The sequence below is a fragment of the Nissabacter sp. SGAir0207 genome (assembly GCF_005491205.1).
Taxonomy (GTDB): Bacteria; Pseudomonadota; Gammaproteobacteria; order Enterobacterales; family Enterobacteriaceae; genus Chimaeribacter.
The window spans coordinates 98,799-122,900 of sequence record NZ_CP028036.1 but is presented as its reverse complement, the minus strand read 5'-3'; the positions used below and the strand labels follow the sequence as shown (position 1 = coordinate 122,900).

Genomic DNA, 24,102 nt, shown 5'->3' with positions numbered 1-24,102 from the left:
AATCCAGCCAAGGAGGCAACATGCACAGTGACAACTTCGACCTTTCCGCCTACTTCCGACGCATAAACTATGGCGGGCAGGCGGCGGCTGATAGCGCCACGCTACACGCGATCATGCGCCACCAGCTCTTCTCGATCCCGTTCGAGAATCTGGATGTACAGGCGGGTAAAGTCGTTTCGATGGTACCCGAGGAGATTACCGGCAAGCTGTTACACCAACGGCGGGGCGGCTACTGCTATGAGCTTAACGGGCTGTTTGCGATGGCGCTGGCAGCGCTGGGGATCACCTACCGTTTTGTGGCGGCCCGGCCAATGTTCTATCCGGCGCGTCGGCCAAAGACCCATATGGCGGTAGTGGCAGAGGTCGATGGCCGCCAGTGGCTTTGCGACCTGGGGTTTGGGAGCTACGGCATCCGCGCACCGGTGGCTTTGGACATGCTGGATACGGACATCATGCAGGATTTCGACACGTTCCGGCTCAGCCGTGACGCGCGTGGGGAGTATCTGCTTCAGGCAAAGGTTGAAGGAGAGTGGGCCAATCAATATGCCTTTGACCTGTCACATCAGGAGTGGATTGATTTTGCCCCGGCCAATTACCTTAACTCCACGCACCCCGATGCCATCTTCGTGCAAAAGCTGCTGGTCATCCAGCACCAACCTGAGGGGCGCGCTATTCTGCTGGGCGATACGCTGAAGATCATCACTGCAAATCGGGTCGAGAAGCAGCAGCTGACGACAGACAACATCGCCCATGTACTGGAAAACCGCTTTGCTTTATCAGTTCTGCAATAAGCCAACATGACAAATTAACCCGCGGCACAATGGCACTTTGTATACCGCACACCGGTATGAAAGTGCCAAATAGTATTCCGCTGGCCGTTAAATAAACGCTTTAAACGCATTTGCGTCCACATTGGAGAGCATTGAGGCCCTGAGATGCGGTGCCACTGCAAGATATTTGGCAACCAGATTGAACCCTACGGTATACCCCAGCCACCGAGGCAAATCACCAATGCCATAAAACCACCGGTTATGGTCGTAATCGGTGCGGTACCAGTTTTCATCGAGTTGTGAATAATAAGCCTGCACGCTATCTGGCTGGATGCTTTCCCAAAGTTCAGGCTCTCCCCCAAAAAGCTCAAGAACAAAATGCCCTGCAAGACCTTCTGAGACTAACGCCTCGCCTAACGTGGTGCCATACCCCGGCCCGGCCCACCTCGCCACATGGTGCAGTTCATGAGCAAACATGCGCTCCAGCGACTGGGCGTCGTTTTTGCAGAATGCGGGGTTTTCAGGATCAACCGTCACATACACGATGCCAGGCTCGGGACAATATCCAAAGTGCCCCTTTTCCGGGATGACGAACTTTCCCGCCTTGATCACGACATCCAGAGCAGGGATCTGCATCACCTTTTTTGCTTGTTCATGGGTAGCGGTCAGGCAAGTATGAAACCATTGACGGTGAGCGGTGAGTTTCTTCTGCGCATCCAGAATATGCAGCGTCATTTGAGACATTGTGTGGCCCCCAAGGCGTCAGGAAATAACAACATGTTAACATGGCGATACCTCGTGTCATGGTGTTTCCCAGGCAAGCCCCGGTAGCACTGTGGGGCCGGTGCCATCTTTGCTGGCAGAGGTTGATTTTGGGCGGATGTGGAACTGCAATACACGCTATGGTTTACGACAACCGCGCCACAGTAGCCCGCTTCCGGCAGCAGCAAAAACAGCTGGGCCACCACGGCCTGTATGCGCTTTAGCCGCCTGCGCGGATTTCTTAAAGCCAGGCTTCGCGACCTGCCGGGCATAGGGTATAGTCCGTTTTTTTCGGAGGAACCATGCTGAGCCACTCAACCACCCGTCTTAACAAATACATCAGCGAGAGCGGTATCTGCTCTCGTCGCGAAGCCGACCGTTACATTGAACAGGGGTTGGTTTTTATTAACGGCAAACGCGCAACCATTGGCGATCAGGTCTCGGCCGGGGATGTGGTGAAAGTGAACGGCCGGCTGATTGAAGCGCGCAATGAAGAAGATCTGGTATTGATCGCGTTGAATAAACCAGTCGGCATTGTCAGCACCACGGAAGAGGGCGAGCAGGATAACATCGTTGATTTTGTGAACCACAGCACACGCGTGTTCCCTATCGGGCGGCTGGATAAAGATTCACAAGGGCTGATCCTGCTGACCAACCACGGCGATCTGGTCAATAAAATCCTGCGCGCCGGTAACGATCACGAGAAAGAGTATGTGGTCACGGTAAATAAGCCGGTCACCGACGAGTTTATCCGCGGCATGGGCGCTGGGGTGCCGATGCTCGGTACGGTCACCAAAAAGTGCAAAGTGAAAAAAGAGGCACCGTTTGTGTTCCGCATCACGCTGGTGCAGGGGCTTAACCGCCAGATCCGCCGCATGTGCCAGCACTTTGGTTATGAAGTCACCAAGCTGGAACGCACGCGCATCATGAATATCAGCCTGAAAGGGCTGCCGCAGGGTGAATGGCGGGATCTGACCGACGACGAGCTGATCGACCTGTTCAAGTTGCTTGAACATTCGTCCTCTGAAGATAAACCCGCGAAAAAAGCGCCGGCCAAGCCGCAGGTGAAAAAGCCCGCGAGCGGTGCGCCGAAAAGCGCGGACAAATCCGGCGGCGCACCGGCCGGGCGCAAGCGCTTCACCCAGCCCGGCCGCAAAAAAAAGGGGCGTTGATCCGCGCTACTTTCCTACCTCACTGGATTAGTCCCACTGCCCTCCCCCACGCCGTCCACATCGGGCGGCGACATCGACGATGCCGGGTTCCCACGTATCTGGAATGCTTGGCGAAAGCAATCAGATTAAAAACGGCAGGCGCGCCGGTTTACCTCGTTGCCGGCAATCTTCTCCGCCAGGAAATCGATCAGTACCCGGCATTTCGGCGGCAAAAAACGGTTCGGGTGGTAGAGGATCCACGACATGCCGTAGTACGAGGTCTGGTAGTCCCACTGCGGCAGCACCTCGACGATCTGTTGGGCGGCAAGCGCGTCTCTGGCGACAAACCACGGCAAACACCCGATCCCCAGATGGCTAAGCACCCCTTCCAGCCGTGCTTTGCTGTGGTTGGTGACATAGCGCCCGCGAACCGTAACGTTCACCTGCTCCTGGGTGTGCAGGTGGGAAAACCGCCAGCAGTTATCCCCGGCCACTTCCCCGAGATAGAGGCAACTGTGCTGCGCGAGGTCATTGGGGTGCTGCGGGCAGCCGCGTTTTTCCAGGTAAGCGGCCGTTGCGCAGAGGATATGGCTGACGCGGATAAGCGGGCGCGCTGCCAGCCCGGCTGGGGGCGTGTCGGTAATGCGCACCATTAGGTCGAGGTCATCGCCGATAAGGTCAGCCGGGCGGTCGGTGAGTTTCAGCTGAATATCCACCTCTGGATAGCGGTGTAAGAACTCCTCGATATGCGGGGCGATCAGTTCTTTGCCGAAAGCGCGCGGGGCGCTGAGTCTGACCATCCCCTGCGGCGTGTCGTTGACCCGTTCCGCCAGCTCCAGCACGGATCTGGCCGACTCGACCATCTCACAGCAGCGGGCGTAGGCATCGCTCCCCGCCGCCGAGAGCTTCAGCCGCCGCGTGGTTCTTATCAGCAGTTTGACCGACAACGCCTGCTCAAGGCTCGCCACCTGGCGGCTGACCGACGCGGCCGTCGTGCCCAGCTGTTCCGCCGCCGCAGAAAAACTGCCCGCCTCCACTACTTTGACAAACACCGCCATATACGGCAGCAAGCCCATGTATTGATTTGTTCGCATAGCGTAAAAGTCTTGTTTGTTTACCCGGCTTATTCACCGGCGCGGAATCGCCCATACTCGCCTGACGGCAAGCCCTGAAAAATCAGCGTTTACTTCACAAGGAAAGAGACCATGAATCGTTATCACCATGTGCGCAGCCTTGACGATCTCTCTTACATCGCCCATCAGTCGAAACATATCCTGACCCGATTTAGCGGGGCAGTGACTCGCGTGATGCATGAGGTTTCGCCCATCTTATGCAGTAAAGGTTCGCAGGGGTATCGTGATGTGCTGGTTATTGCCTATGAGCGGGTTAAGTAATGGATAATCAACGCCAGAGAGCGAATGAGACGGCCCAGTATGCGGGCATTATGTTACTGGTGGTGGCCGTGGTCTGGGGAACCAGCTACGGCATGGCCAAACAGGCCGTGCTGTTTTACCCGGTCGCCGGTTTTCTGTTTATCCGCTTTATGCTGACCTTTGTGCTGCTGGTGCCGGCGTTAAGGGGCTGCTGGCGACAGGCGCTGGTACCGGGGCTGCTGCTGGGGGCGGTGCTGTTGGCGATATTTCTGTGTGAAACCTTTGGGGTGGCGCTGACCAGCGCCAGCAACGCGGCGTTTCTTATCAGCCTCTGCGTGGTGCTGACGCCGTTTGTTGAATGGCTGATGTTGCGTCAGCGGCCGGAAAACAACGCCTTTATCGCCGCAGGTGTGTCGTTGTGCGGGGCGCTGCTGCTGACCGGGGGCGTCGCCATCACGCTGAACGCGGGGGACAAGCTGATCCTCGGGGCAGCATTGCTGCGGGCAGTGATGGTGTGCCTGACAAAAAAACTGATGCAGCACTGCAACGTGCCAGCACTGGCGCTGACTGCGGTGCAGACCGGTGTGGTCGCGGCCGGTTCGCTGGCGCTGCTGCTGGCTACCCGGCAGGGCATCCCGGCGTTGCCGCAGAGCGCGGCGTTTTGGGGCGCGACGCTCTATCTGGTGCTGTTCTGCACGCTGTTCGCCTTCTTCGCGCAGAATTATGCCGTAAAACGCCTCACGCCGACCCGCGCCTCTCTGCTGATGGGCACTGAGCCGCTGTTTGGTGCACTGTTCGCCATGCTCTGGTTACAGGAGTCCCTGACCCCCACCGCTTGGCTGGGCGGCCTGCTGATTGTTGGCGCCTCGGTATGGGCGACGCATCCCCGCAGGGTGGCGGGGGTGGCGGTCAGCAATTGAGGCTTGCCGCATAAGGCAGGTGGCGCGCTACCCGGCGGAGAGCCACCGCTGTATCGATCGGGCAGCCGCCGGGGATGAACCGCTGCGTTGTATGCTGATACGTGATACGACTAACTGGCCGGGTGCGGTACCGTCTATTTGCAGTTCACCTTGACAGCAGATGATTATCGCTGAGGTTTGGCTCGGCAATTCAATCCAGCCTGCGTTCTTCAGCCTCCCACTTCCGTCATTTCTGCTGTCTCAGACCGTTCATCTATACTGACTATGGCAGTGGTCATTGATATACGAGGCCGCGCAAAATTAATGACCTGGCACCCCTCTGTATAAAGCTTAAAGAATTAAAAAATCTTATCTATCCGGGAGATAACGAATGAAAATAGCCGATTTTGTTTATTCCGCTTTAATTGGCTTTGTCGCCAGTTGCCGATCCATGACGCCGATGGCGGCGCTTGCTGGAGCACGCCTTACCGGGCGCGACACATCGGGCAGTCTCCTGCTGCTAGACCGTCCGCTATTCAAATACGGCGCATTAGCGATGGGTGTAGGTGAATTATTTGGCGATAAGATGAAGTCAGCGCCAGACCGCACCGTGCTTTTAGGCTTGTCAGCACGCGTGGCCAGTGCAGGGATTGCGGGTGCCGCGTTGGCACCCAGCGGGGAAGAGAAAACCGGGGCAGCAATCGCTATCTCTGCCGCTGTACCTCTTGCCTATGTCACACTTGCAGCACGCAAAAAGGCCATGGCAGAGATGGGGCAGACCAAGAGTGGCCTGATCGAAGATACGCTCATCGTCGCTATCGGAGCAGCGGTGGTCTTCTTCGCAACGCGCCCAAATCGTTCTTAAACGTACTCCCTCTTCAGGGGATGATCTTGGTGAAGGGGTCAGTGGCTGCTTCTGGTACAGAGCGGGCTGACTCATCGGCTGATGTCCGCTTAAAGCGAAAAGCGGATATCACTTTAAATAGTAAAATGGACGAGCCTCTTTTCTAGGGCTATTTGAGTTGATTTTCGCCCTTATAATATAAGAGTATTTTATTAATAAATTCTGGATATTTTTGTTGAACCTTACTCAAGGAAATGATCACAATGATGTTAATAAGGGCGGCAGAATCAAAGGATATTCCCTCTCTAAAAAAGCTTTTTCTACAGTTGGGTTATCAGACAGACACTGAGAGCTTAGAACAGCGTGTTAGTGAGGCGCAAAGCACGCATTGTGTTTTAGTAGCTGAATTAGATAAGAAAGTTTGTGGGGTCGTTGTTATCAACTTTATTACACCTGTTCATGAAAATAGCTTATGGGCATTAATTTCAGCGCTAGTGATAGATGAGTCGTCACGTGGGACGGGAATAGGCCAGCAACTCCTGATTGCCGCTGAGCACATCGCCCTCGATAAAAAATGTTCTCAGATTGAGCTTTCAAGCAGTGAAAGAAGAACCAGAGCACACAAATTTTATGAAAATAACGGATACAAAGAAGTAAGGAAGCGCTTTGTAAAACTCCTTACTGATCTGCCCCAAGTTTATTAACCCCGCAGGGTGTTAGCTCAGTCCGCTTGTGGCACAAAGCGGACCTGCGAGCGGAGTCAGATCCGCCTGGAGCGATAGGCGGGATAACGTTTAGGGCAAAGTCATGCCTGACGCCGCCGGGCACGAGATGACAACCATCGCCATCTACCAGCCCGTATCAGGATGACGCTGCCTATTAAAAGTCTTTTTTCAAGCAATGGAGCTTTTCACACCAACAACCTGCCAGCCTTTACTCGTCTTCGCCCAGGTTCGTAAGTAATGGAACCGGCCATTCGCACTTTGACCGGCGTAGGTACCAGTCACTGACAGACATGTATTCACAACCAGACAGCCGCTGTACTCGCAGGCGTCAAACGATTCACGCGTAACAGAGTCAATATGAATCTGGCCGGAAGAATGCATCTCCAAATCCTGTGATTTAGTGACTTGTTGCCCGACATGATTGATGAATATCAACGAATCTGCGATGAGATGATTGAGGGCATCATTATCTGAACGAATCATTGCTTCAATAAGCCTGTCTTCAAGCATCAGTGCCTCTTGCATAATGGCCTCCTGGATAAGTTTACTCAATGCGGTATGGCTTGTCGCAGCACATACGTGATGGGCTGATCCTGCCCCGATAGATATATCCTGTCTACCCTAGTCAGTAAGTGGCTTGATAACACCCGCTAAAGGAACCCTAGTGAAGTTAAGAGGTGTGAGCAAGACATCCGCGAATCTGATCCGCCCTGAGGGGTTTTTTACTTTGCAATCAGGTAATACTGTTGGGATGGATGTCCACTATGAGCGAAAAGCGGATATTGATTAATCGTCATGCAGTAGCTGGAAAAAACACTAATGTAACCATTTGCTAGTCGTCAGAAAGCAGGTCATGCTGATTGAATTAATACTTGAAGAAAAGGGCAGGAAGCCGTCTATGCAACTCACTTTTTACTGGGCAGTACCGCTGGTCATCATGTTTGTGGGACAGATATTTTCATTTCTCTTCCCCAGCACGGCAGAGCTGACCTCGCCGCGTTTTCTGTTTCTGTATGGCAGTTCGTTGCTGGCTGGCAGCACCCTGATTGGCTTTTCACTGAAACGATATTTTCCCCTTCCGATATGGACGGCGGTTGCCCTGATGCTGATCGTTTTAATCGGGTCGCCGGTCTTAAAATTGTTGTTTGAAAACTAATCTGCCGGGGCGTGAATGTCGCCCGGCAGCGATCACCCTAACGTCATGGGTGCGCTGATTGATGTGTAGTAGAAAGGAGGACTTTGACCCTCTGATTCTGCTGCCGCTCGCCTGATAAGCGATGATCCGTAAGTTCCTGAGTGAGGAAATGGAGGACAACATGAAGGTGTCGATTATTATGCAACGTTCGCTTCTGGCACAAAGCGTACTGACTTGCAGGCTCATGTCCGCTTAGAGCGAAAAGCAGACGTTGCCCGCCGTTAGCCAGCGGGCAACATAATAACCAGCTATTTACGCAACAGGCGCAGGCCGTTTGCCACAACAAGCAGACTTGCACCCACATCGGCAAATACAGCCATCCACATGGTTCCCATGCCGGCAATGGTCAGGGCCAGAAATATTGCTTTGATGCCAATTGCCATAACGATGTTCTGTACCAGAATGCTGTAAGTCTGTTTTGAAAGCCGGACAAAGGCAGGGATTTTACGTAAGTCATCGTCCATCAGGGCAACATCAGCGGTTTCGATGGCGGTATCGGTGCCCATCGCGCCCATGGCAAAGCCGATATCGGCGCGAGCCAGCGCCGGCGCATCATTGATGCCGTCGCCTACCATGCCAGTGGTACCCTGAGCCGTAAGTGTTTCAATGGCGCGCAGTTTGTCCTCAGGCAACTGGTTACCCCGGGCTTCATCGATACCGACCTGAACGGCAATGGCCTGCGCTGTACTCGAATTGTCTCCGGTCAGCATGAGTGTCCGGACGTCCAGACCGTGCAGCTGGCTCACCGCTTCGCGACTGCTTTCTTTGACTGTATCTGCCACTGCAAACAGCCCGAGTACCTGATGACTGTCACAGAGCAGGATGACCGTTTTACCAGCGGACTCCAGTTCCCTGAGCGTCGCCCTGACAGTCTCCGGGCAGCTGCTCGTTTCTTCAGCCAGTCTCAGATTCCCGAGGCTGTAGGTTCTGTCATTGATGACACCCCGCACCCCGCGGCCCGGCAGAGCTTCAAAGCGCTCAACGTCATAACGCTGCGAACCCTCTAATGCTGCCGTCACGGCCTGCGAAACCGGATGATCGGAGTAACCCGCCAGACTCGCAGCCAGTCTGCGGCCTTCATCTTCGGCAACCCAGGTATAGATAATCACATCCGTTTGTACAGGTTTACCGTGCGTCAGCGTGCCAGTTTTGTCGAGCGCCAGCCATTTCAGTTTTCTGCCCTCTTCAAGATAAATGCCACCTTTAATCAGGATCCCCCGGCGGGCTGCCGCCGTCAGGCCGCTGACGATAGTTACTGGCGTGGAAATGACGAGCGCGCAGGGGCAGGCGATAACCAGCATGACAAGCGCCTTATAAACCCACTCGTGCCAGCTTTCACCTGCCATCAGTGGCGGGAGGATGGCAACCGCAACCGCGATTGCAAACACCACGGGGGTATAAACCTGTGCAAAGCGGTCAACAAAGCGTTGCGAAGAGGCTTTTGCCCCCTGGGCCTCCTCCACGGCATGAATGATGCGTGCGAGTGTAGTATTTCCGGCAGCAGCCGTTACCCGGTATTCAAAACCACCGGAGCCGTTAACCGTCCCGGCGAAAACCGGATCGCCTTCTCCTTTTTCGATCGGCAGGCTTTCGCCGGTAATGGGTGCCTGGTTGATGCTGGTCCTGCCTCGGACAACCCTGCCGTCAAGGGCGATACGCTCACCCGGTTTTACCCGGACCACGCTGTCAAGGGGTACAGATCTGGCATCTGCCACTGTCCAGGAACCGTCCGGCTGCTGAATCGTGGCTGTTTCAGGCGTCAGCGTCATCAGGGAGCCAATAGCATTGCGGGCGCGGTCAAGAGACTTCGCCTCAATCAGTTCCGCGATCGTGAACAGCACCATTACCATGGCGGCTTCCGGCCACTGCCCGAGCGCCAGCGCCCCGGTTACAGCAATGCTCATCAGGGCGTTAATATTCAGATTGCCGTTACGCAGCGCGATCCAGCCCTTTTTGTAGGTAGACAGGCCGCAGGCACCAACAGCGGCCAGGGCCAGAACTGCTTCCAGCCATTCCGGCATGCCTGTCCAGTGCATAGCTTCGGCGGCCGCTGCCGCAACGCCGGCCAGTGCCAGCGGCCACCAGGGATTTTTCTTTTCCTCAGTAGCCGCGTGCCGCCCGCTGCTGTCAGAGAGCTCAGGTTCAAAGCCCAGCGAACGAATGGCGGCCAGAACCGGCTCCAGCTTACCCGGTGCATGAACGACCGTCAGAACGCGCTGCATAAGGTTAAAATCCAGCTCCTTAACGGCCGACATACCGTCCAGCTTTTTACGGATCATGCCCTCTTCTACCGGGCAGTCCATCTGCCTGATGCGGATGCTGGTACGCACTCCGTCAGCGGTCAACTGCTGTGCCTGCAGCTCACCGGAAGTGACAGCCGCAGGTGCGCAGCAGGAACCGCAGGCGCTTTCCGCTTTGCTGCCTGAACAACTGATGCCGGCAGGCCGGGTGACTTTATCAGCCAGTTCCGGGTCAAAACCCAGAGAGCGCACCGCCTGTAGTACCGGCTCCAGTGCCTGCGGCGAGTGGGTCACGGTAAGTACCCTCTGCATCAGATTGAATTCAAGCTCACTGACGTCAGACAGTTTTGTGAGTTTTTTACGAAGCAACGTCTCTTCCGTCGGGCAGTCCATCTGCACGATGCGCAGACGTGTCTGAACGCTATCGCTCCCGTCGCGTTCTGCCACTGGCCCGGAAGGCTGACTCAGACTCTCCGATGAACAGCAGCTTCCGGCACTACAACAGTCCGGTGAGGCATCAGCCATTTTTTGCGAAGTTTTTCCGGAGGCGTCTGCCGTGGCAGCAGAGGTATAGCTGACGGATGTCCGCTCTCCGGACGCGGCAGAACCGCACTTGTTATTACTACAGCAGTCACTCATGTTTTTATCTCGTTCATAGCATATACTGGCATTAAAGACCCTGAAGTAACTACAGGGTCAAGTGTACAAGGAAAAAGTTATGAAAATTGGCGAACTGGCCCGGCAGGCAGGCTGTCCGGTAGAGACGGTGCGTTATTATGAGCGTGAGGGGCTGCTGCAGGCAGCATTACGTGACCAGGCAAATAACTACCGTCACTATGACAGTGCCCATCTGGAAAGACTGATGTTTATCCGCCGCTGTCGGGCGCTGGATATGACCCATGAAGAAATCCGGGTGCTGCTGCAGGCACGCAGTCAGCCTGATGCAGATTGCGGTATGGTTAACGACCTTATAAACGAGCACCTTCTTCATGTACAGGCCCGTATTCGTGAACTTAATATGCTGGAAACGCAGTTGTGCGAGCTGCAGAGTCATTGTAACGCCAACCGTGCAACGCGCGACTGTGGCATTTTGCGCGAACTGGAGCAGGCAGATGAGTCGGATGATGTCCTTCCCGTTATTTCTTCTGGCCATCTTGCCGGCAGCCATCCGCATTAATTTTTTAAGAGCAGGCTCTGTAACGAGCCGTTTTAATTAAAAGATAACGTCCGCTTCTGGCACAGAGCGGACATGCTGACTGAGCTGGAGGTCCGCTATGAGCGAGGAGCGGACCTTGATCGATTACAACTTATTTATCGACGTACTCTATATCTGACCTGCAAGATAAAAAACCACCAAAAATATATGTTTTACCGAATGTATAGTTGCTCGCTACCCCCTACTTAGCGATACTGCTCACTGTTTGTTAAACAGGAGTTGTAATGCTTCAGCTTAATCCTCTACAGCTTTTCAAAACGCTTTCTGACGAAACACGGCTCAGTCTGGTGCTGTTGCTGCGGGAAAAGGGAGAACTTTGCGTCTGCGAACTCACAACTACTCTCAGAGAATCTCAGCCAAAAATTTCCCGTCATCTTGCGTTACTCCGGGACGCCGGTCTGCTTATCGACAGGCGTGATGGCAAGTGGATTCATTACCGACTGTCACCTCATATGCCCGTCTGGGCGGCAGCTGTAATTGAACAGGCTTATCTGTGCCAGCGGGATGACATCCTGCAGCTCAGCCAGCAGGCTGAGCGGGACAATGTAACCACCAACGGCAAGCCAATCTGCATTTAAATTTTTTAACTATTCATATGTGTTTTCCCATATGTATATTTTTAAGTTCTCTGCGCCAGGCCTGACAGGTGCAGTATTAAAGGAGAGTATATGTTTCTGGCGGGTGCGATTTTTGTTCTGACGCTGGTACTGGTTATCTGGCAGCCGAAAGGACTGAGTATTGGCTGGAGTGCCGTTATCGGGGGCGCTCTGGCGCTAATGACCGGCGTGGTGCATATCGGTGATATTCCTGCCGTATGGCAGATTGTCTGGAATGCGACGGCCACGTTTATTGCGGTCATCATCATCAGCCTGCTGTTAGATGAGTCCGGCTTTTTTGAGTGGGCAGCACTCCATGTTTCCCGCTGGGGAGGCGGCAGAGGAAGACTGCTGTTCACCTATATTATTCTGCTGGGCGCGGCAGTGGCATCGCTGTTCGCCAATGACGGCGCGGCGCTTATCCTGACGCCAATCGTTATTGCCATGCTCCTGGCGCTGGGCTTCAGTCCGGCTGCCACGCTGGCATTTGTAATGGCAGCGGGCTTTATCGCTGACACTTCCAGCCTGCCGCTAATCGTGTCGAACCTGGTCAACATCGTCACGGCGGACTTCTTTAAGCTGGGCTTCAGTGAGTATGCTTCCGTCATGGTGCCGGTGAATATTGCTTCCGTGGTGGCTACGCTGGTGATGCTGCATCTGTTTTTCCGCAAAGAGATCCCGGCAACCTATGACCTGGCGAAGCTGAAAGCGCCAGCGGAAGCTATACGCGACATGCGCACCTTTCGGGCCGGATGGTTTGTTTTACTTCTGCTGCTGGTCGGATTTTTCGGCCTTGAGCCCCTTGGAGTACCGGTCAGCCTGGTAGCAGCGGTAGGGGCGTTTGTTCTCTGGCTGGTTGCCCAAAAAGGACAGGTTATCGACACCCGCAAAGTGCTGAAAGGCGCGCCCTGGCAGATAGTCATTTTCTCGCTGGGCATGTACCTCGTGGTATATGGCCTGCGTAACGCCGGCCTGACGGATTACCTCTCTGCTGCTTTGAACCGTTTTGCTGAGCACGGCGTCTGGGGTGCCACACTTGGCACCGGCTTCCTGACTGCGGCACTCTCTTCCGTAATGAACAACATGCCTACCGTGCTGGTTGGCGCGCTTTCGATTGACGGCAGCACGGCTCAGGGTGTGGTGAAAGAGGCAATGGTATACGCCAACATCATCGGCTGCGATCTCGGCCCGAAAATCACACCCATCGGCAGCCTGGCGACACTGCTGTGGCTGCACGTGCTGGCTCAGAAAAACATCACCATCAGCTGGGGCTACTACTTCCGCGTGGGCATTGTGATGACCCTGCCGGTACTTTTTGTGACGCTGGCGGCGCTGGCCCTGCGCCTGTCTTTTCAACCTTAACCCCGGGGCTGCGTCTGTGCAGCTCCTTAACGGAGTACCGTTTATGACTGATATCACTATTTATCACAATCCGGCCTGCGGAACGTCCCGTAATACTCTGGCGCTTATCCGTAACAGTGGCGTGGAGCCAACAGTGATTTTGTATCTGGAGATGCCACCATCCCGCGACGAGCTTAAAAAGCTGATAGCTGATATGGGTATTAGCGCACGCGCCCTGCTGCGCAAAAATACAGAGCCGTATGAGCAGCTGGGGCTGGCAGAAGACCGGTTCAACGATGATGAACTGCTGAATGCGATGCTGGCTCACCCTATCCTCATAAACCGCCCCGTGGTTGTGACGCCGCTCGGCACAAGACTCTGTCGTCCGTCTGAAGCGGTTCTGGACATTCTGCCTGACCCGCAGCAGGGAGCATTTACGAAAGAGGACGGCGAAAAAGTCATTGATGAACACGGAAACCGGATGAGCCACTGATTTTTTCAGTGTGCTGCCGGCAGGAAGGGAGACGCAAAAACAGAAGCCGGCAGATGCCGGCTTTTTTCATATACTGCGCTGATTAACCCGCTCAGAGAGCTGCGCGGTACTTTCTTTCCTTTCGCTGTAGCGATCGGTCAGGTAGTCACTGCGCCCGCGCGTCAACAGAGTGAACTTCATCAGCTCCTCCATTACGTCCACGATGCGATCGTAGTAAGGCGAAGGCTTCATGCGACCATCTTCATCAAATTCAGCCCAGGCTTTTGCCACGGATGACTGATTCGGGATAGTAATCATACGCATCCAGCGCCCCAGAATGCGCATCTGATTAACTGCGTTGAAAGACTGCGAGCCGCCGCTGACCTGCATGACAGCCAGGGTTTTTCCCTGCGACGGGCGAACCGCACCTGACGTCAGCGGTATCCAGTCAATCTGCGCCTTCATGATGCCGGTCATAGCGCCGTGACGCTCCGGGGAGCACCATACCATGCCTTCCGACCAGAGAACCAGTTCGCGCAGTTCCACAACTTTGGGATGCGTTTCAGGGGCATCATCAGGCAGCGGCAGACCGGACGGATTAAAAATTTTGACCTCTGCACCCATTGCCGTCAGCAGCCGGGCGGCTTCTTCCGTCGTCAGCCGGCTATAAGATCGTTCCCGCAGCGAGCCGTAGAGCATCAGAATGCGGGGCGGGTGCGCCACTTCTGCAGCCCTCAGCTTATCTTCCGTCAGCGGCACGTCCAGGAGTGAAGTATCAACATTTTTCAGGGTATCGTTCATGTTATTCACAATGAGGTCTCTTTGTGAGTCGTCGCGGGTGACAGGCTGCAGCTACTGCCTGCGCAGCATTCCTCTGTAAGAAAGGCCATCAGTTGTTCAAGCTGCGTATAGCAAGGTCTGCAAAACAAGGTACGGCTCTGCCGTTCCTGGCTGATCAGGCCCGCGGACATCAGCGCCGAAATATGATGACTGAGCGTGGAGGGCGGAATACCGAGGCGCTTCTGCAGAACACCGACTGGCAGGCCGTCATGACCCGCTCTCACCAGCTCCCGGTATACGCTAAGACGGGTCGGGTGCCCCAGCTCCCGAAGCGCATTTGCTGCTGTTTTTAAATCCATACGCCCTCCTTGAACTATATTTCCAGAATAATAGAAATATAATCAGCGTCAAATATTTTTCCCCGGAATGGATGGCTCGCCCTTATCCCGGTTCGGTCCAGCAGAGGAAGGATGACGACGCCAGATCACTATGGAAATCGCCATGATGAACAGGGTAAGGATGGCAGATAAAAGCAGCGTGCCGGGTGTGCCGTATTGCTCCAGCAGTATTGCGTAAACTGACGGCGCGAGCGCCGCGAGCAAAAAAGCGGGTGACAGCAGTAAGCCTGTTTTACGGGCATACTGCTGCGGATCAAACAGCACAAGAGGCAGGACGGCCTTAATGATCGTACTCAGTCCGTTTACAGCCCCGTAACTCAGAATAAAGATGGCTGTAGCCACCGGGGTAACATTCCCTGCAAGGCCAACCAAAAAGCATAATGGCAGAATAATGCCGGTAAACAGGCTCAGACGGATCGCTGAAGTACGTGCACCGGAAGCCACGTCCAGCAGTCTGGCGCTCACCTGTCCCACCCCCCACAACATACCCGCTACGGCGGGCATACCATAAGCGGCCAGTATCTGAGGAAAATGAGCGGACACGCCGGTGGAAACAAAGCTTATCAGCGCTATCAACGTGGCGTACCACAGGCCGCTGATAAAGGCTTTCCGGTCTTCTGCTGGTCCGATCGCCTGAAGAGCGGGCTGCCCGGCAACGGGAGGTTGACGCCGATAACCTGCCGGAACGGTGGTCAAAAAAAGCAGGCTGACAATGCCTGCACAGCCGTAAACGATAATGGCATGCCGCCAGTCGGTAAAGTGCAGTAGCGCAGCGCCAGCAGGCCAGAACGCGACTGACGCGAGACCACCCAGCAGTGTGACCAGGGTGATTGCCCGGCGGGCCTCTGCGCCTGCAATTTCTACAAGCAGCGCAAATGCGGCATCATACAGGGCAAGTCGCATGCCAGCTCCCATCAGGAGCCAGACGGCAACCCACGATGTGGTTGAATGGGTAAAAGCCATCAGAAAACAACCGAGGACTATGACGAAGGTTCCCACCATCATCACCGTACGCCCGCCGGTACGTGCTATAAGGGGGCCGGTAAGTGGCGAGACAAGCCCCATAACAAGCATGGCAATAGTCAGCCCGGAGAATGTCACAACTGGTGACCGGCCTGTCTCCGACATGATGGCGGTCCCGAAGACCCCCGGCATATAGAATGTGATACCCCAGTTGATTAGCTGCGTCATGCCAATGCAGAAAATGGTGCGGCCTGTCAGATACCCGTCAGTCAACCCGTGCTCTCCGGAAATGTGGCGTCGCCCTGCCCGAGCGTACGCTGCAGGATGACCGTATCAAGCCAGCGTCCGTGCTTGAAGCCCACAGATCTGAGCGTTCCTGTAATGCTGAAGCCTGCCGCGCGATGCAGGGCAAGAGAGGCGCTATTTTCGCTGTTTCCAACTACGGCCACGAGCTGGCGAAAGCTACGGTCCTCTGCCCATGTGACCGCACTCAATAACAACTTTTTTCCGATCCCCTGGCCCTGAAAATTGGGGGCAATATATACAGAATTCTCCAGGGTGAATCTGTAGGCACACCGTTCCCGGTAGAGTGACAGGTAGCAGTATCCGCGGACATTGCCGTCCTCAACAGCCACAAACCAGGGCAGTCCTGCTGCACGCACCTTTTTCAGGCGGGCTGTCATTTCAGCCGGATCCGGCGGTTCAGTTTCAAAAGTGGCGGTGCCATGCAATACGTGATAAGCATAAATCTGCTGGATGGCAGGAATATGTCGTTCATCTGCTTCGGTTATTTCCATCGGTACGGCTCCTTCTGCGGTCATAAGCAGAGACTAACCGGAATGAACAATTTCAGACAGGCAGCAGGACTTATCAGCGGCATAAGGAAAATTTTGGCATGACAAACCTGAACCTCGATCACCTGGCTACTTTCAGACTGGTCGTCAGCCGGGGCAGTTTCTCCGGGGCGGCTGAAGCACTTGGTCTGTCGCAGCCGGCAGTGAGCCTGCATATAAGACAACTGGAGCAGGCGCTTCAGGTCCGGCTTATTGAGCGAACCAGCCGGGGAGTAAGGCCCACGCCAGCCGGGCTGACTCTCGTTGAGCACAGCATGAAAATTGATGCAGTGGTAAGTACAGCAGTTGAATCGGTGTGCCAGCATTCTGATGAGATAACCGGCACTGTTACTGTTGGCACAGGCGCAACGGCCTGTATTCATTTACTTCCCCCCTTACTACAGCAACTGCGGCAGGCCCATCCCCTGCTGAAGGTGGACGTACGCACAGGTAACACTTCCGATATAGTGCGGGGCGTGGAGGAAAATCGTATAGATATTGGCCTGGTGACTCTGCCAGCTGCAGGTAAAAACCTGAGCATCATCCCGCTGGGTACGGATGAGTTTGTTGTCATCATGGAAAAGGATGCATCAGAGCCGAGTGCGAAAATATGGAATCCGGGCGCTTTGTTGCCGCTGCCGCTGATTATCTTTGAACCGGGAAGCGGGACACGCGCCCTGATTGACCAGTGGTTCCGGGAGACGGGACATATTGCCTGCCCGGTCATGGAGCTTGGCAGTATCGAAGCTATTAAAAGAATGGTCCGTGCCGGTCTTGGCTACAGCATTGTTCCCAGAATGTCCGTTGCATGCATTGAGGAAAGATCGGGGCTCGATCTTTACTCTGTGACGCCCTCTCTTCACCGGACTCTCGGGACAGTCATGCGGGAAGACCGGATTGTAAGCAGAGGTATCAATGAAGTGCTGAAAAACCTAAACAGCAGTTTTGCAAAAAACGAAATCAGATAAATATTCTTCGATATCTAAACCGGACAGGTCTACTCTCTCCGGCGAAGTATCACTACAGCTTTTACCAGCTACCAACGTCCGCTTCTGGCACAGAGCGGACATTGACAGTACGCTCACAATGACGGTCAGTCTGGGAATAAATGAATCTCCTTTTAAATACTTGATAATTTCTGGATGTTTGTAACTACCGATTTAATATTTCTGATAGCTGGGAGTGTGCCAGATGGGTCCGAACAGACAGATTAGGCAATGACAGTGGTTTGCCCAACAATTCCCTACTGCTTACGACCCAGCCAAGGGCATTTTTATGACTCCGGTGACACTATGTGCCTATTCTGGGCTAACCAGTAAGACCAGATTTACCTTGGAAAGCGCGTTTCTCCGGTGCTCAACTTTATCGGTTCAGCTAAATGCCTTTTGTACTGCCTGAATAAAACTACGGATCTTCACCGTTTGGCGTAATCCCGCGGGTGTCAGCACATGCATTGGTCGCGAAGGTCCTTCGTAATCAGGCAACACCTGAACCAGTCGTCCCGCCCTGATTTCTTCACTCAGTACATCTTCCGGCCCCAGTGTGACACCGTATCCGTTTACGGCAGCGTGCAACAGCGCGCGCCAGTCGTTGGATCGCAGACGGCCTTCCGGCTGGGTCTCCTGCATTTTACCATCCTTATGAAATTGCCAGCGGCAGGGAGCCTGAGGTGACCAGATACCGTAAACCAGACACGAATGCGCGGCGAGCTCAGTAGGTGTTTCCGGCACGCCATTCTGCGCGAGATAATCGGGCGATGCACAGGCAATCAGCCGGTAGGGCCGCAGCGGATAAGCAATCATCTGGCTGTCGCTGAGTTCCCCAATCCGCAGAATCACCTCGTAACCTTCCTCAACCGGATCGACCATCCGGTCGCTGAGCGTCAGCTCCACCTGCGTTTCGGGAAATTGCGCCAGATAGTGCGTAATGAACGGCGCCAGCGATGACGTGCCGAATGTTACCGGCGCATTAACGCGTAGCGTGCCGGAGGGCGTGGCTTTCATTTCCAGCGCGATGGCATCCGCAGCCTCGGCCTCAGAAAGAACGATTTTACAGCGTTCATAATAGCTGCGCCCAATGTCTGTCAGGTGCTGACGCCGCGTCGTACGGTTGATCAATGCCGTCCCTAGCCGGGATTCCAGCCGCGCAATATGCTTCGCCACCATCTGCGGAGAAATACGTAACGCTTCTGCTGCTGACGCGAAAGAGCCCAGGTCAGCGGTTTTGACGAATACATTCATGCTGGTTAAACGATCCACGATTCCCTCTTATTTGTTGTTTGTCTGTGTCGATAGCGAACATTTATCAATATTGAGTGTGGAATTATTCTTAGCCTATCAACAACAAAATGAAAGGTGATAATCATGAAAATAGGCATTATTGGTGCAGGATTTGTAGGCAGAGCGGTAGCTAAACTGGCGATAAAAGCCGGATATCAGGTGATGCTCAGCAATTCTCGTGGGCCGCAAACGCTGTTCAGCCTTAAGCCGATGATCGGCAGTAAAATCGGTACGGCGGCCGAAGCTGCGGCATTTGGGGATATCGTGATGATTGCTGTGCCGCTGACGGCTATCGGGCAACTGCCGGTGGCGGAGATTGCCGGTAAACCGGTGATCGACGCGGTGAATTATTATCCTGAGCGCGACGGGCAGGTAGCTGAACTTGATAGCCGGAGCACAACCACCAGTGAATACCTCGCCGGTTTTCTGCCGCAGTCGAAAATCACCAAAGCGTTTAATGCGATTCAGATGACCGATCTCGAAAACGAAGGCTTGCCGGCTGGCGATCCACAACGTCGCGCTTTGCCGCTGGCAGGTGATGATACCGAAACGAAAAACGCAGTCATTGCGCTGTATGACGCCTTTGGTTTTGACGCTGTAGATGCAGGCGCTCTTTCCGAAGGCTGGCGCTTTGAGCGCGGAATGCCGACGTATTGTGTGCGAATGACAGACAGTGAATTAAGGGCGGCGCTGGAAGGGGCGGTAAGGCCACAATAGTTCTTACGGTGTAAGAAGACGCAGAGTTATGCGTCGCCTATGGTGCCGACGGGGTTATCCTCTCCAATCATGGGGGGCGTCAGCTTGAATATAACCTGGCACCGATTGAGACCCTGCCTGACGTCGCCAGCCGGATTGAGCAACCGATCCTGGTTGATAGCGGATTCCGTCGCGGATCAGACATCGTCAAGGCACTGTGTCTTGGCGCAGAGATGGCGTTATTGGGCAGGGCGACACTTTATGGGCTGGCAGCGCGCGGGCAGCACGGGGTTGACGATGTCATAAGACTGCTTAAAGAGGATATCGATCGCACTCTCGCTCAGATTGGCTGCACGTCAGTCGAGGATCTGTCACCCGCGTATCTCCGCCAGTCTGGCTGATGCGGGTGATGCCGGCCGCTCCGACGGCAGAATGGCATTGAGGCGCGCTGGACGCGCCCAATAATTGGGCTGGGCCGACCAAATAATGGCAATCCTTCGCCATTTAATGATCAATCCGGGCGATGCGCGGTCTCTTTGGCTTTCCATAAAGCAAACAGCGTAATCGCCAGCGCCAGGCAGACGTACAGGGAAACCCACAGCGTGCTACCCATCTCCTTGAATAACGTGGTGATGATCAGTGGCGCAAAACCGCCGCCGATAATGCCCGCCAACGTGTATGCCAGTGAGGAGCCCGCGTACCGCACGTGGTCAGGGAACTGCTCAGTGACAAACGCCGCCTGCGGGCCGTACATCATCGCGTGTATCAGCAATCCGCCAATGACTGCCAGCACGATCAGTACCGGTTGCGTGCTATCTAGCAACACAAAGAACAGAAACGACCAGACCATCGCCAGCAGCGCACCAGTGATGTACACCGGGCGTCGTCCCCACTTGTCTGAAAGCGCGCCAAACATTGGCACCGTAATCGCGTTACCTATCGCGCCCAGCATCGTTGCCATTAACGCCAACGGGCGCGGCAATTGCAGTACGGTCGTGACATAGGTCAGCGTAAACACCACCACCAGCGCGTAAAGCACATCCGAGCCAATACGTGAGCCACCCGCGATCAACAACTGCTTCGGGTAGTTGACGAACACCTCTTTCAACGGCGTGTGCGTGGTTTTCTCCTGGGCCTGCATCGCGACAAAGGTCGGTGTCTCTTCTACACCACGGCGCAGCCACAGGCCAAAGATCACCAGTAACAGGCTGAGCAAGAAGGGAATGCGCCAGCCCCATGCCTGAAACTGATCCGCGCTCATCATCACCGTGACCAGCGTAATAAAGCCGGTACCAATCAGCGTGCCGCAGGAGGGGCCGACCTGTGCAAACGAGGCATTACGCCCGCGTTTATTGGCATCACCATGTTCCATCGATAACAACACGGCTCCTGCCCACTCACCGCCCAGCGCAATGCCCTGCACAAAACGCAGTGCGACTAACAGAATCGGGCTCCAGATGCCCCATACCGCATAGCCGGGCAGCAGGCCCATTAACGCCGTGGTCACGCCCATGATGACCAGCGTGATGATCAACACGGCTTTACGCCCCGCCACATCACCAAGGTGCCCGAACACGAAACCACCCAGCGGACGTGAGATGTAGCCGACCGCATAGGTCGAGAACGCCAGAATGGTGCCAACCAGCGGGTCAAAACTGGGGAAAAACACATGGTTGAACACCAACGCGGCCATGATGTTGTAAACGGTAAAGTCGTACCACTCCAGCGCGGTGCCAATCGAACTGGCGGCCGCCAGACGCCCGGTTTGTGACTTGGTGCGCTCAGCGCGCACCGTCTGTTGCAGAGAAGGGGTATCAGCCATGTGCCAACTCCTGTTTCGTTAACTGCCAGTTGAGAGCGTAACGTTGGATGTCTCCTGCAAAAGCCTGTGCCGCGTCGGCGGCAAGGCGATCGCAACAGGGCGCATCGCTGCAATGAATCAACAGCATCGGCTGCATGGTGCGGTGCTGCTGGCTCTCCTTCGGTAATGGCGAACTCAAGTTGCCATCAGGCAGCAGCACGCTGGAGGCGATGTAGCCCGGCGTCTGGCTTATCTGCTGTTGCCAGGCGCTTAACGCATTGGCATCGATCGCTTGCAGTGTCAGCACCGCCAACTGGTTGCCCGTGCCCTTGCCATGCTTATGCACTATTGCGCTCACCCGGCGCATTGGGTTCACCATTTTTTGCAGATTCTTCACCGACCACGCCGTCTGGCGCGTGAAGGCGGCGTGATAATCGGCGCTGGTAAAGGCTTCCAGCGAGTCGGTTTCATACAAACCAAGATATTTACGCTCGGCGTTTACTGCCTGATACCGTGTCCCGCTCAAAAATCCCTTGATCGCTACGCGCTCCTCTACGTGTTCATGGTCATACCATTGGTTAAAGTCTGCTTCATCTTCAGCGCCAACGTTGGTGGCGACAAACAACATGCCGTGGGGTTGAGTCATTATCGGGATCTCCAGTTAAGGGCAGTTTCCACGGCCAGCGCCCAGCTGATTAAGCGGGCGTCATCACCATGAATCGAAGCAAGGCTCAGGCCAACCGGTGCACTGCCGGGTTGGTGGCAGGGTAAAGAGAGGGCACAACCGTCCAGCATGTTGATAATGCTGGGGTTACGTAGCATCAACGCGTTAACCTCCATGTAGCGCTGTGCATCATTGAGTGACGCAATGGTCGGTGCGATAAGAGGAACGGTGGGCATGATGAGCGCATTAACATCGCCCAATGCCGCGTTGATGCGTTTCTGCCAGGCGCTGCGCTGCTGGTAAAGCTCAGCCGCATCCTGCTCGGTGAGAGGGCTGCCGCGCTGGACGCGCGCCAACACATGGGGATCGTACGCATCAGGTTGTGCTTGGGCGGTGTTTTTATGCCACTGCCAGGCTTCATACGCCGTGATGCCGCCTCGCGCATTCATGGCGTTCAGCGCATCCAGCTCAGGCAAAGCGATGTCGATAATCGTAGCGCCAGCCTGCCTCAGGATAGTGATGGCACGCTGCCAGGCCTGCGCCACATGCTGATCCAGCCCCTCCAGCACACGCGTTTGCGGCACGGCAAAACGCGCGTCATGCAGGTCAAGCGACTGTAGCGCCAGTGGCTGGTCGGCAATGATGCTATCCAGCAACCAGCAACTGCGCACGTCATCAGCGATGACGCCAATGCTGTCGAGTGAAGTTGACAGCGGCAAGGTGCCGGTTTGGTTGATGCGCTTAGCCGTGGGTTTGAAACCGGTCAGGCCACACAGTGCGGCAGGAATGCGCACCGAACCGCCGGTATCGGTGCCCACCGCGCCAAGGCACATGCCCTCAGCCACCGCAACGGCGGCGCCAGAGGAGGAGCCGCCCGGAATGCGCTGCTGATCGCGCTGCCACGGATTGACTGGCGTGCCGTAATGGGGGTTGATACCCAAGCCTGAGAAAGCGAACTCCGTCATATTGGTTTTGCCGACGATGGCGGCACCCGCGTGCAGCAGCTTATCGACGACGCTGGCATTGGCGGCCGCAACCGGCGCATCAGCCAGCAAACGTGAACCGGCCGTTGTCGCCTCGCCTTTGACATCGAACAGATCCTTGATGCTGATCGGCAATCCATCGATTGCGCTTAACGCCTGCTTCGCTTGCCAGCGGGCCTTGGCCGGGCTGCCCGAGGCGGTGTAGCGTTGGGTGAACACCAATGCGCCCTGTTGTTCAGGATCGTGCGCGGCCTGCAACGCGGCTTCAGTGAAGGCGTCGGGCGTGGCATCACCGCTCTGCAACTGTTGGCTTGCTTGCCAGAGTGTGGTCATCGGCACTCTCCTTATGCCACCACCGGCAGTGCGCCGGTGCTATAAGCGTGTTCCAGCGTGCGGTTGAGCACCGGATCATGTAGCGCCATACGGAATTCGCTGGATGGGCGGATACCGCCAATTGCGCCCAGCGTGCCGCAGGACATTGCAACGCCCTCTTCCGCTACGCCGCCGTTGAGATAGCGTGCGAGCAAATCCTGTGGTGTTAGCAGTGATGCCAGCGTGCCCTGCTGATAAACCACCCATTCGCCCTGTTCTTTGATCCATGATGTAAGTTCAAGCGCATCCCAATGTGCGGCGACGTCACTCATGCGCCACGCAGTGCTGGCGACCGGCTTGATACACGCCTGCTTGGAGAGCGCGACACTGAAGGTTTCCAGATGGCGGTCGGTGTGATCCGACGTGAGGGAAACCCACAACTCGCCGCGGTATGAGAAGACAAACGGTTCGGCTTCGCCGGAGGTCTGCTCGCCAACCACTTCAAGTTGCGCTTGCTGGCTGAGCTGGTTGGTCGCGACGCGGTAAAAGAGCGGCACTGCACCGGGAGCGGGCACGCCGAGTGCCTCCAACTCCCTGATATGGTGCAGCACCGCCTCCATATCGCGGCCGGCCCAACCGGCAATAATGAAATGCGTAACGTTGACGTTCAGGGTGGTCGCGGCTTTGTCGCCGGTTATGAACTGCAAGTGCATGAGAAAACCTCCGATTGAAAAATTACAGTGAAATTTCACACTAATTTCAACTAAGCGATTTTCATGCCAGATTTTTGTGTACTATGTCTTCAGGGC

General features: G+C 55.2%; 26 protein-coding genes and 1 pseudogene. 14 read left to right on the top strand and 13 right to left on the bottom strand.

Annotated elements, in window-relative coordinates:
* Positions 1 to 20: 20 nt before the first annotated feature.
* On the top strand, positions 21 to 791 hold the full coding sequence (locus C1N62_RS18350) for an arylamine N-acetyltransferase (RefSeq protein WP_137765159.1): 771 nt from the start codon (positions 21 to 23) through the stop codon (positions 789 to 791).
* Positions 792 to 878: 87 nt separating this feature from the next.
* On the opposite strand, the gene C1N62_RS18345 is transcribed toward C1N62_RS18350, so the two are convergent.
* Positions 879 to 1,514 carry a DUF2268 domain-containing putative Zn-dependent protease gene (locus tag C1N62_RS18345; protein ID WP_137765158.1) on the bottom strand — a complete coding sequence of 212 codons (636 nt, stop codon included), beginning with the start codon at positions 1,512 to 1,514 and terminating at the stop codon, positions 879 to 881.
* A 320-nt stretch (positions 1,515 to 1,834) separates the two neighbouring features.
* Here C1N62_RS18345 and rluF point away from each other — a divergent pair, with 320 nt between their 5' ends.
* Positions 1,835 to 2,704: a 23S rRNA pseudouridine(2604) synthase RluF gene (rluF, locus tag C1N62_RS18340; RefSeq protein WP_137765157.1), complete on the top strand. Its 870-nt coding sequence runs from the start codon at positions 1,835 to 1,837 to the stop codon at positions 2,702 to 2,704.
* Positions 2,705 to 2,829: 125 nt separating this feature from the next.
* On the opposite strand, the gene C1N62_RS18335 is transcribed toward rluF, so the two are convergent.
* Positions 2,830 to 3,777, bottom strand: coding sequence for a LysR family transcriptional regulator (locus C1N62_RS18335; protein WP_240775815.1), 948 nt, complete (start codon positions 3,775 to 3,777; stop codon positions 2,830 to 2,832).
* 111 nt (positions 3,778 to 3,888) lie between these two features.
* Between C1N62_RS18335 and C1N62_RS18330 the strand changes: the two genes are divergently transcribed.
* The 4 genes from C1N62_RS18330 (at position 3,889) to C1N62_RS18315 (ending at position 6,503) form a co-directional block, all read left to right on the top strand.
* Entirely contained in the window at positions 3,889 to 4,077 is a 189-nt protein-coding gene (locus C1N62_RS18330; protein ID WP_137765156.1) for a hypothetical protein, read from the top strand.
* Complete coding sequence (locus C1N62_RS18325; RefSeq protein WP_240775814.1) at positions 4,077 to 4,976, top strand: DMT family transporter; 900 nt, start codon at positions 4,077 to 4,079, stop codon at positions 4,974 to 4,976. Before C1N62_RS18330 ends, C1N62_RS18325 begins: the two co-directional genes overlap by 1 nt.
* Positions 4,977 to 5,346: 370 nt before the next feature.
* Positions 5,347 to 5,820, top strand: coding sequence for a hypothetical protein (locus tag C1N62_RS18320; protein WP_137765155.1), 474 nt, complete (start codon positions 5,347 to 5,349; stop codon positions 5,818 to 5,820).
* Between the two features lie 242 nt (positions 5,821 to 6,062).
* The gene (locus C1N62_RS18315) at positions 6,063 to 6,503 is read left to right on the top strand and encodes a GNAT family N-acetyltransferase (RefSeq protein ID WP_137765154.1); all 441 of its coding nucleotides are present in this window, start codon (positions 6,063 to 6,065) and stop codon (positions 6,501 to 6,503) included.
* Between the two features lie 189 nt (positions 6,504 to 6,692).
* On the opposite strand, the gene C1N62_RS18310 is transcribed toward C1N62_RS18315, so the two are convergent.
* A complete protein-coding gene (locus C1N62_RS18310) occupies positions 6,693 to 7,049 on the bottom strand; it encodes a nuclear transport factor 2 family protein (RefSeq protein WP_137765153.1) in 357 nt (118 codons plus the stop codon).
* Positions 7,050 to 7,377: 328 nt separating this feature from the next.
* On the opposite strand from C1N62_RS18310, the gene C1N62_RS18305 reads away from it, so the two are divergent.
* On the top strand, positions 7,378 to 7,680 hold the full coding sequence (locus C1N62_RS18305) for a hypothetical protein (RefSeq protein ID WP_137765152.1): 303 nt from the start codon (positions 7,378 to 7,380) through the stop codon (positions 7,678 to 7,680).
* 287 nt (positions 7,681 to 7,967) lie between these two features.
* On the opposite strand, the gene C1N62_RS18300 is transcribed toward C1N62_RS18305, so the two are convergent.
* Entirely contained in the window at positions 7,968 to 10,484 is a 2,517-nt protein-coding gene (locus C1N62_RS18300) for a heavy metal translocating P-type ATPase (RefSeq protein WP_370465610.1), read from the bottom strand.
* 193 nt (positions 10,485 to 10,677) lie between these two features.
* Between C1N62_RS18300 and cadR the strand changes: the two genes are divergently transcribed.
* The 4 genes from cadR (at position 10,678) to arsC (ending at position 13,605) form a co-directional block, all read left to right on the top strand.
* On the top strand, positions 10,678 to 11,136 hold the full coding sequence (gene cadR, locus C1N62_RS18295; RefSeq protein WP_033755771.1) for a Cd(II)/Pb(II)-responsive transcriptional regulator: 459 nt from the start codon (positions 10,678 to 10,680) through the stop codon (positions 11,134 to 11,136).
* Positions 11,137 to 11,399: 263 nt separating this feature from the next.
* The gene (locus C1N62_RS18290; RefSeq protein ID WP_028722306.1) at positions 11,400 to 11,753 is read left to right on the top strand and encodes a metalloregulator ArsR/SmtB family transcription factor; all 354 of its coding nucleotides are present in this window, start codon (positions 11,400 to 11,402) and stop codon (positions 11,751 to 11,753) included.
* A gap of 90 nt (positions 11,754 to 11,843) precedes the next feature.
* Positions 11,844 to 13,133, top strand: a complete 1,290-nt coding sequence (locus C1N62_RS18285) for an arsenic transporter (RefSeq protein ID WP_019106253.1) — start codon at positions 11,844 to 11,846, stop codon at positions 13,131 to 13,133.
* 43 nt (positions 13,134 to 13,176) lie between these two features.
* Positions 13,177 to 13,605, top strand: coding sequence for a glutaredoxin-dependent arsenate reductase (arsC, locus tag C1N62_RS18280; protein WP_028722307.1), 429 nt, complete (start codon positions 13,177 to 13,179; stop codon positions 13,603 to 13,605).
* A 66-nt stretch (positions 13,606 to 13,671) separates the two neighbouring features.
* Here the strand turns inward: arsC and arsH are convergent, their stop codons facing one another.
* The 4 genes from arsH to C1N62_RS18260 are packed head-to-tail and all read right to left on the bottom strand — an operon-like array spanning position 13,672 to position 16,522.
* On the bottom strand, positions 13,672 to 14,385 hold the full coding sequence (gene arsH, locus C1N62_RS18275; protein WP_028722789.1) for an arsenical resistance protein ArsH: 714 nt from the start codon (positions 14,383 to 14,385) through the stop codon (positions 13,672 to 13,674).
* A gap of 5 nt (positions 14,386 to 14,390) precedes the next feature.
* Positions 14,391 to 14,723: a helix-turn-helix transcriptional regulator gene (locus C1N62_RS18270; protein WP_028722790.1), complete on the bottom strand. Its 333-nt coding sequence runs from the start codon at positions 14,721 to 14,723 to the stop codon at positions 14,391 to 14,393.
* Between the two features lie 48 nt (positions 14,724 to 14,771).
* Complete coding sequence (locus C1N62_RS18265; RefSeq protein ID WP_137765151.1) at positions 14,772 to 15,998, bottom strand: MFS transporter; 1,227 nt, start codon at positions 15,996 to 15,998, stop codon at positions 14,772 to 14,774.
* A complete protein-coding gene (locus tag C1N62_RS18260) occupies positions 15,995 to 16,522 on the bottom strand; it encodes a GNAT family N-acetyltransferase (RefSeq protein WP_014606056.1) in 528 nt (175 codons plus the stop codon). Before C1N62_RS18260 ends, C1N62_RS18265 begins: the two co-directional genes overlap by 4 nt.
* A gap of 98 nt (positions 16,523 to 16,620) precedes the next feature.
* Between C1N62_RS18260 and C1N62_RS18255 the strand changes: the two genes are divergently transcribed.
* The gene (locus C1N62_RS18255) at positions 16,621 to 17,526 is read left to right on the top strand and encodes a LysR family transcriptional regulator (protein WP_101826943.1); all 906 of its coding nucleotides are present in this window, start codon (positions 16,621 to 16,623) and stop codon (positions 17,524 to 17,526) included.
* A gap of 402 nt (positions 17,527 to 17,928) precedes the next feature.
* On the opposite strand, the gene C1N62_RS18245 is transcribed toward C1N62_RS18255, so the two are convergent.
* Positions 17,929 to 18,816: a LysR family transcriptional regulator gene (locus tag C1N62_RS18245; RefSeq protein WP_137765150.1), complete on the bottom strand. Its 888-nt coding sequence runs from the start codon at positions 18,814 to 18,816 to the stop codon at positions 17,929 to 17,931.
* Between the two features lie 105 nt (positions 18,817 to 18,921).
* Here C1N62_RS18245 and C1N62_RS18240 point away from each other — a divergent pair, with 105 nt between their 5' ends.
* Positions 18,922 to 19,554, top strand: a complete 633-nt coding sequence (locus C1N62_RS18240) for an NADPH-dependent F420 reductase (protein ID WP_137765149.1) — start codon at positions 18,922 to 18,924, stop codon at positions 19,552 to 19,554.
* Positions 19,555 to 19,568: 14 nt separating this feature from the next.
* Positions 19,569 to 19,934, top strand: a pseudogene (locus tag C1N62_RS18235) (alpha-hydroxy-acid oxidizing protein); the annotation flags it as partial.
* A gap of 110 nt (positions 19,935 to 20,044) precedes the next feature.
* On the opposite strand, the gene C1N62_RS18230 reads toward C1N62_RS18235, so the two are convergent.
* Genes C1N62_RS18230 through C1N62_RS18215 form a run of 4 tightly spaced genes read right to left on the bottom strand, consistent with a single transcriptional unit; the run spans position 20,045 to position 24,006 of the window.
* Entirely contained in the window at positions 20,045 to 21,355 is a 1,311-nt protein-coding gene (locus C1N62_RS18230) for an MFS transporter (protein ID WP_137765148.1), read from the bottom strand.
* Positions 21,348 to 21,980 carry a DUF4286 family protein gene (locus tag C1N62_RS18225; protein WP_137765147.1) on the bottom strand — a complete coding sequence of 211 codons (633 nt, stop codon included), beginning with the start codon at positions 21,978 to 21,980 and terminating at the stop codon, positions 21,348 to 21,350. The genes C1N62_RS18230 and C1N62_RS18225 overlap by 8 nt, the downstream gene beginning before the upstream one ends.
* A complete protein-coding gene (locus tag C1N62_RS18220) occupies positions 21,980 to 23,314 on the bottom strand; it encodes an amidase (protein WP_137765146.1) in 1,335 nt (444 codons plus the stop codon). The genes C1N62_RS18225 and C1N62_RS18220 overlap by 1 nt, the downstream gene beginning before the upstream one ends.
* Positions 23,315 to 23,325: 11 nt before the next feature.
* The gene (locus tag C1N62_RS18215) at positions 23,326 to 24,006 is read right to left on the bottom strand and encodes a DUF2848 domain-containing protein (protein WP_137765145.1); all 681 of its coding nucleotides are present in this window, start codon (positions 24,004 to 24,006) and stop codon (positions 23,326 to 23,328) included.
* Positions 24,007 to 24,102: the final 96 nt, after the last annotated feature.